The sequence below is a fragment of the Neobacillus pocheonensis genome (assembly GCF_050477905.1).
GTDB classification, from domain to species: Bacteria; Bacillota; Bacilli; order Bacillales; family Cytobacillaceae; genus Neobacillus; species Neobacillus pocheonensis_A.
In genome coordinates, this window is sequence record NZ_JBCNAD010000105.1 from 1 (window position 1) to 7,055 (window position 7,055).

Sequence of the window (7,055 nt, forward strand, 5' to 3'; positions counted from 1 at the left end):
CGCCTGCGGGGTCTCCCCTGCCCCGTACTCCCGCAGGAGTCTTCACGCCTTACGCTCCAATCAACGAGTTATAATAATCACCATTGACCTTTAACACTGCCTAAAATAAAAAGACCAATATCTACTGTGTAAAATTAAAGACAAGTGAATGTGCCCTATTATCGGAGAAATAAGGGTTTGTCTTTAATGTCTGACATTAAATGAAAATTAAGTACATCACTTATATAAAGGTGGTGTACTTTTTTGTTTATTAGACCGTCTAAATGACCTCATTTACTACAACAACAACCTTAAATAGGTTCACTTTACAACAGTAAAAAGTTTTACTAAAATAAGAACTTATATTCGATTTTATTTGGAGGTGTTTTTTTGAAAGAATACACAGTAAAAGAAGTGTCTGAACTTTTAGGGAAACACGAAGAAACCATTAAACGGTGGATTCGATCAGGTAAATTTCCAAATTCGTATAGAAATAGTGATAAAGAAGGTTGGAGAATTATTGAATCAGATTTATTAAAACTAAAGAATGTTGTACCTATCAACAAAACAGAGCAACAAGTTGAGGAACTGAAATCAGATGTAGATGAATCAGAGTTAGTTAAATTAGCTTATCAAGCCGTTACCCTTTCCTCTCCAAAAAATGAGATTTTATCCATCCTATCCGTTGTTGGAATTAAATGTACTTTAGAGATACTTCTTATTATGCAGCAGTCACCTACAAAAGTTAAAAATCCTGAAGGGTTTATCAGAAAAGCAATTCGAGAAAATCTGAGTCCAACTACTATTCCTATTAAGTAACCAAAGAAATCTAGTAAACGATTGTATGATTTAACTAAACAAAGAGTTTGATAATGACTGCAAACAAGTAAATAACCAGCAATCAAGACCTGTTCCTTTTTATAATTGGATTAAAGAATAAGTAATGTGTTTAAAGAATAAGTAGGTGATTGTTTATGGCTAAATATCAGTATCACTATTGCCCTGAAGGAATTGAAAGCCGTTATTATTTATTGGTTTTTAATTGTGAAAATGTACCTTTTTTACCTTTAACAGATTATTACCACGATTGTATTGGAAGAGTTGATAAAAGTACGGCTCTTTCGTATTTGAAACGCCTTCTACCCTTCTTTAGTTGGTTAGACCAATTTAGTAACTATCAGGGAAACCGGGTTCAGTGGAATGATCCACCCGAAGCCATACGAGTAATTGTTGAAGATTATCTTATGAATGAGATGGGATGTAAAGTTCGTGAAAAGGACACCTTTCGGTTTGTGAATCGTACAAGCAAAAGTCCTAATACCGTTAACCATTTTCTATCAGCATTGAAATCATTCTATAAATCTCTTATTCGATTAAAACAGTACAATTATTCGAACCCCTTAATAGATTCTTATGCGATTTTAGTTGAATATAAAAGTCAAACTGAAGGTGTAAGAAAGGATAAACCTCGTATGCCGGTTGAAGCAGGAACAGAGGATGCAATACCACATAGAAGACTGACTGATTCATATTTCAAGCTAATAAATGAAGAATGGCAACCTAAGATTATTGATGATCCTTACCTCCCTTCTCAGGTTTATCAAGCAGGGAAAAAGGTGAACTGGTCGTTAAGGGAAGTTGTTATAGCTCGTATACTATTTGAAACAGGAGCGAGAGCATCAGAAGTTATTGAGTTAACCATTGGTGATTATCGCTCACGAAAGGATTTTCAAGAGGCGAGCACATTTAATAAAGGAAGTCACGGCAAAAGGGTGAAATTTCTACGATTTAGTAAAGATACTGTTAAATTACTGATGCGATATATCAATAAAGAACGAGTGCAATATGACGAGTTACAACGGATTTTTGATGCGTTACCAAGTGAAGCTCCAATATTCCTTACGGAACTTGGAACTCCATTCTCCTATGAAGCTTGGTATTACCACTGGGACAGGGCTATTAATGAATGTGAGATTAAGTTAAACCCACATAAAACAAGACACTGGTTTGTTACCACAAGGTTACGAGAAATATATAATACTTCTAAAACAGAAGCTGAAATTAAACAGAGGACAAATGAACTTATTAAGTATATCAAATGGAAAAATGCAGATACCATAAAGGTTTACGAACATTATTTTGATGAAGAAAAGCATCGTGAGTCACACAATCAAATGTTAGAAAATATGAAAAAGTTTGAAAATGAATATATTGAGCAAAAGAAAAATAAACGAAAGAAAAAACCTACTCAAACAGTTCTGGAAAATATTAAGGATGTTGAAATAGATGCTGAGATACAAGAATTATTAGATGGATTGGAGTGAATGCAATGACCGAATCAACCATTAAACCTCTATCACTTTTTTATGAGCATTTATTGGGTAAAGTTGATGAACAACTTCTGCATTTAACTGATGCAAGAGATTCTTTTATTTTGGACAAAATTGATGAAACTAATTTGAAATTCTATATTAAGAATGTGGTAGACAAGCCTTGGAACAATCACTTATTACTTGCAATGTTAGTTTATACTGAAAAAAATTTAGATGTTATTACAATTAATCAATCAATTAAAATAATTAACCCACGATTAAGAAATTTGTTTGAATACTTTGATTTAATAGAATTCGAGAGATTCAATATAGAAACGCAAATGTACCAATACTTTAAAGGTTCTATTTTTGAAGAAGATACAGATAGTATGAGAGCAGCATTTTTAAGACAATATAGAAGTTGCTCTAATAGTACAAAAAAATGGGTTGCAACAAAAATACCTAAAGAACAACAAGAACATTTTGAGCAATTTATATTTCCAATGCCTTCTTACGATTCAAGAGATTTTTCTTTTACTAAATCAGCTAAAGATCAGGCACAGAACATTCGAAAGAGAGAAACAGATGCCATTGTGCCCTTACTCCCACAAATCCGAGCAGAAGGACAATTTCGTTGGAATCAATTAAATCGACTACGGCAAGCCTATTTAAGAGCATGTGAACAAGCAAAAACACCAAATGAAGGGCTGCCTTTAGATTTCCATTACGATGAACCTGAACGGATTGGAGAACGTTTTTATTTTCGACTATGGGACAAGTCTTCATTTGTATTAAATCACCAAGACCGATTTAATAATCATACTATAAAATCAGCAATAAATCGTACAGGGTCTTATTCGGACGAACATAATCATTACTTTGTAGAATTTATTAAAGCTGAACGTTTGGATGATGACCAAGAAGCAGAAGGCCTGTGGTTCATTGAACTATTTGAAAATGATGTTATAGGACAGTGGCGTCAACATGCCACCGATGATGAAATTAATCAAAAACGTGAATTGCTTTATTCGTGGGGTTACGGTGAAGAAAGTTTAGATAGTAATCCTAGACCATATCATTCTGAACATAAAGGGATACTAACACCAAGTAGTTTTGTTTCTAGGAATAACGATAAAGCAGAAGGTGTTTTGATCGATGTAGAACCATTATACGTAGCAGGAACCTTTGGTTTATTAGCATTAGATATATGTACCACTACTGGTGCAAGAATAAATGAATTATTACAAATTAGTAACACAAAAGAATGTATCCGTACATTTAAAGTTGATAAGAAATTACGTTTTTCTTTTTACGTTATTCCAAAAGGGCGTGATGAAGTAGAAGCTTTTTTTATCAGCGATCAAACAATGAAATTAATTCAATCTGTTGGTCTGATGCTAAAAGCTCATTATGGTACTGAAAAAATACCAGGTGTTAAATATAGTTGTCAAAGAAAACATCTATTCCCAAAACCTAAACCATATTTTTTTCAGTATCACAACAAAGCACTTAAACAAAAAACAATTACGGCAATTCTTCGTTTTTTATTGCACGGACAACAATTTGAAACACAAGAAGGTAAACCTGTTGTGGTGAAAACACACTTATTACGTCATGCTTTTGCTACTGAAGCTGTTCAGCGACAAAAGTTACCGATAGACGTAGTAGCAAAGATATTACACCAACGAGATGTAGGAGTAACTGGTTATTACTCAGAGCCTACACCAAGCCAAGTGGCTCAATCAGTAAGTGATTTACACGATGTTATATCTGATTATTTAGATATAGATGAAGCTGTATTGCGTATGCCAGAAGAACTTGAAAAAGAGCTAGAAGAATATAAAAAAAAGGTGGGTGTATTCAATAATGTTTTAGGTGGCACGTGTGTCACAAATCATGTATGCCCAATAAAAATGGCGTGTTTAGGTTGCCAAGCAAAAATCCCACAACCGGAAAAGAAACACGAATTATTCGAGGTTATTGAGTTATCGAAAGATATGGAGAAGCGATATAGTGTAATGGGTTTAACGATTGATGCTAAAAAAGCGAAAGCGATGCGTAAAAATGCCCGTAATGAATTAAAAGAAATAGAACTCATTGAAAAGTATAGGGAGGAACAAACATATGAGCCACATATTCAATTCAAAAACTGAACGTGCCTGGCTAAAGGAAAGCCATCAAAAGCGTAGTAATCGTTCGGTAGAGATAGGTAAGCAAACAATTGATCTATTAATTAAAAAAGGTAGACCTATCACGTTAACAACAATAGCTGAACAATCAAAAGCAATTGATCCCGAAGGTAAGGGGATACATCCTAACACAATCCGTACAAACGAACTGTTATATGAGCATTACAAGCAACATAGTAAAACTTATAAACACAAAAATAATAGCAAAAGTAATAAATCCAACGGTCCTGTAACTATCGAGAATATTGAATTTCAAAAGATAAAGCCAAACCGTAATCTGGAAAATTTACAAAGAAAATATATGAAATTATCTAAAAAAGAACTAGTCCAAAGACTAATTCTTACAGAACAATATATTGCTGAAAATAACACTAAATGGGTTTCGAATTTTTTTGAAACCTATAAGTAGGTGATATAAGGAAAAAGTTTCACCTACTCTTCATCAACTAACAAATCAGTTTAGTTGATGAAAGGAAGATAAAAAGCCTCTTTCTTTTGGGTCTATTATCACATATAATACGTACAAAAAATAGAGTGCTAAATGCGCCCTTCGTTTTTGGTAAGTTCTTTAATTCCATATCTAATCAATTTAATTTTTTCATCTGATGTAGTCATGTCCAAAAACATGTCAAAAAGTAAATTTTCCATTGTTTCTATTCTTTCCGTTAAATTATTAATTTGATTTTTCTGTTTATTTATCCTTTCTTTTTGCGATTTAAATAATTCACTATACTGGTCGAGAAGTTTATTTTGTTTTTTAAATATAATATCTATTTTATTGGTTTCTAAATCGGAAATTGCGAAAACAATTTTTTCTATTGTGTTTTCTGCTAGTTCAACTTTTCTATCAGAATCAACGGAATTAATTATGGGCTTTTTTACGTTTGACTGTGCCATAAAATCATACCCCTTTTCCCAATCATTATAAAAAATTATGATACCATTGATAAGTCCTTTTTTGAAGGGGATTTTTTGATAGTTCTGGTGAAAAGGTTCGTTTTTTGTAAATATGATTGGTGAACATAACGAAGATTTTCCATTAAAAGACAAGGTGCTTGTTAAAACTAATGGGTGCAATAGTTGAAGATTGGAGCTGTGATTTTGGCATCTTTCCTTGTTCTACTAACGTGGCAGGTCAGTGGAATAAGAAAGACTAAATTATACGAAGCAAAACTGCTAATATATATCATAAACACAAAAAGGACCTTTTCTGGTCCTTTTTATTTGCCTGAAACTTTTAGTAATTGGCCAACTAATCCATTGTCTGGAATTGTAGGTGAGCTATCGCCTTTAAGTAGTCCGGTATCCGCTCTGCTAAATAATGACTGCAAAACAATTGACCTTTCCTCAGTAGTTACCCCTTTTTCATTTAATAATGCTAAATATAAGTGCGTTAATTGTAATCTTTCATTGGCATCCCTTGATAAATGGAACGCACTGATTGCTAGTTTAATTAAGAAATTGACAAGAAAAATTCCTACAGAAATAAAAACAGTTATTAATATTCCAAATTTCAATGTATCAAAGTTTACTGTTTTAACGGCCTTCAATACAGATTCCTGCTTTTCGATTTTGAAAATCAAATTGCTGATTACCCCTAAAAAAGCAGCGGTCACAAGAATGGCCAAACCTGTCCAAATTAAACCTGTTTTTTGATAACTACTTTTAGTAGTCTTCCAGTATTCTGCAGGGGCTGAAAGTCTTAATTTCTCGGTATAAAGATCTTCTAACTCTTTAATCTTTACCTCGGCATCAGTCAATAATTTATCTGTTTCTGTTTTAAACGTAGTTTGAACTGCTTGAATCTTTGTTGTTTCAACCTCGGATAATTCCTTTACTCTTTGTGTCTCATCGGATATTTCAGCCATTGTCTGATTAACCAATTCTTGAAGTGAATCAATGGAACCTTGTCTTGCATCTATTTCATCTTCTGTTAATGCTTTCGAAACCTCAGGATTTTCCAATACAAAACCATAAAAAACTCCAGTCAGCATCTCTTTGTCATTAAAGTTTACGCCGTTCATTGGAGGATAACCCTGTTTTGGCATCAAATATGATATAAAACCTTCAGCTCTGTTGGGGCTAATTTCATACAATTTTTTAGTTTGTCTCCCGATTTCAGTCATTGAGAACACCACAGGATATGCATTATTTCGAACTAAGTTTATAGCACTATTTAAAAAGTTTTTTGCATTATTAATATCATTATGATTCATAGCATTATCTAAATTGGTTTTTATTTGATAAATATGACTCCTTATTCCGCCAACAGATCCCTGGTTACAATCACCCCAAAAATCAGATTCCTTACATATAAACTTGTAAAAAATATCAAGTGATTTAAATTTTTTAACACGTGTTTCAGGATAAAGAAGAAATTCTAATTTCAATTCCTTAAAGTGTGCTTTTAATTCCTCTGAAAAACCTATTGTTGCTTCTGTCATATTACAACTCCTTTTCCAATTATTAGCTACAACAATTATTTAACATTTTTGAACGAAAGTGAAGATATTTCTCTTCTAATATGAAGGTTTTTTGTTCTTCAACTAACGGGGCAGTTTAGTTGTGCGAAATG

The 7,055-nt window shown here is 32.9% G+C and carries 6 protein-coding genes; 4 read left to right on the forward strand and 2 right to left on the reverse strand.

The genetic code is table 11. From position 1 onward, the window contains the following. Window positions 1–369 precede the first annotated feature (369 nt). From ABES02_RS29540 to ABES02_RS29555, 4 genes are all read left to right on the forward strand, one after another. The gene (locus ABES02_RS29540) at window positions 370–798 is read left to right on the forward strand and encodes a helix-turn-helix domain-containing protein (protein WP_430141568.1); all 429 of its coding nucleotides are present in this window, start codon (window positions 370–372) and stop codon (window positions 796–798) included. A 155-nt stretch (window positions 799–953) separates the two neighbouring features. Next, window positions 954–2,303 (forward strand): tyrosine-type recombinase/integrase, encoded by a 1,350-nt coding sequence (locus ABES02_RS29545; protein WP_430141570.1) that lies wholly within the window; start codon window positions 954–956, stop codon window positions 2,301–2,303. A gap of 5 nt (window positions 2,304–2,308) precedes the next feature. Continuing rightward, complete coding sequence (locus tag ABES02_RS29550) at window positions 2,309–4,444, forward strand: site-specific integrase (protein WP_430141571.1); 2,136 nt, start codon at window positions 2,309–2,311, stop codon at window positions 4,442–4,444. After that, the gene (locus tag ABES02_RS29555) at window positions 4,416–4,889 is read left to right on the forward strand and encodes a hypothetical protein (protein WP_430141573.1); all 474 of its coding nucleotides are present in this window, start codon (window positions 4,416–4,418) and stop codon (window positions 4,887–4,889) included. Before ABES02_RS29550 ends, ABES02_RS29555 begins: the two co-directional genes overlap by 29 nt. A gap of 128 nt (window positions 4,890–5,017) precedes the next feature. On the opposite strand, the gene ABES02_RS29560 is transcribed toward ABES02_RS29555, so the two are convergent. Both ABES02_RS29560 and ABES02_RS29565 read right to left on the reverse strand, forming a co-directional pair. Beyond that, window positions 5,018–5,377 (reverse strand): hypothetical protein, encoded by a 360-nt coding sequence (locus tag ABES02_RS29560; RefSeq protein ID WP_430141575.1) that lies wholly within the window; start codon window positions 5,375–5,377, stop codon window positions 5,018–5,020. A gap of 323 nt (window positions 5,378–5,700) precedes the next feature. Further along, window positions 5,701–6,924, reverse strand: coding sequence for a DUF6161 domain-containing protein (locus ABES02_RS29565; protein ID WP_430141576.1), 1,224 nt, complete (start codon window positions 6,922–6,924; stop codon window positions 5,701–5,703). Window positions 6,925–7,055 lie beyond the last annotated feature (131 nt).

Bases quoted from the DNA above. Each gene is read 5' to 3' on its own strand.
- ABES02_RS29555 (WP_430141573.1), top strand. From the start codon at position 4,416: ATGAGCCACATATTCAATTCAAAAACTGAACGTGCCTGGCTAAAGGAA.
- ABES02_RS29560 (WP_430141575.1), bottom strand. From the start codon at position 5,377: ATGGCACAGTCAAACGTAAAAAAGCCCATAATTAATTCCGTTGATTCT.
- ABES02_RS29565 (WP_430141576.1), bottom strand. From the start codon at position 6,924: ATGACAGAAGCAACAATAGGTTTTTCAGAGGAATTAAAAGCACACTTT.
- ABES02_RS29550 (WP_430141571.1), top strand. From the start codon at position 2,309: ATGACCGAATCAACCATTAAACCTCTATCACTTTTTTATGAGCATTTA.
- ABES02_RS29545 (WP_430141570.1), top strand. From the start codon at position 954: ATGGCTAAATATCAGTATCACTATTGCCCTGAAGGAATTGAAAGCCGT.